A 313-nucleotide genomic window follows, 5' to 3' on the forward strand; every position below is an offset into this window, starting at 1 on the left:
GGCCTGCACGCTGGTCCAGGTCAGGCTCGCGCCGGGGTATTGGCTGCGACCCGGCCAGTTGAAGCGCTGCCAGCTTTCCTTCTGGTTGAAGTACTCGTGCTGTTCGCCGTTGAGGGTGAAGGTGGTCTGCACCACGTCGCGCACCGGTTTGCCTTGCAGTTCGAAACTCAAGCCCATGCCGCCGTCGGTAAACAGCACGTCGGCCAAATGGCTGAGCTGGTTGATCGCCTGGATGAACTGCGGGTTGAAGCGCAGGCCCTGGCTGTGTTGTGCGTCGGCCACCCAGCGGCTGCCTTCCTTGCGCAGCAAGCCA

At 63.3% G+C, this 313-nt stretch carries 1 protein-coding gene; it reads right to left on the minus strand.

From position 1 onward, the window contains the following. Window positions 1–313 (minus strand): type VI secretion IcmF C-terminal domain-containing protein (locus NQL71_RS29755; RefSeq protein ID WP_274643799.1); only part of this gene is annotated, 313 nt, incomplete at both ends.

Source organism: Pseudomonas serbica, from assembly GCF_028823535.1.
Taxonomy (GTDB): Bacteria; Pseudomonadota; Gammaproteobacteria; order Pseudomonadales; family Pseudomonadaceae; genus Aquipseudomonas; species Aquipseudomonas serbica.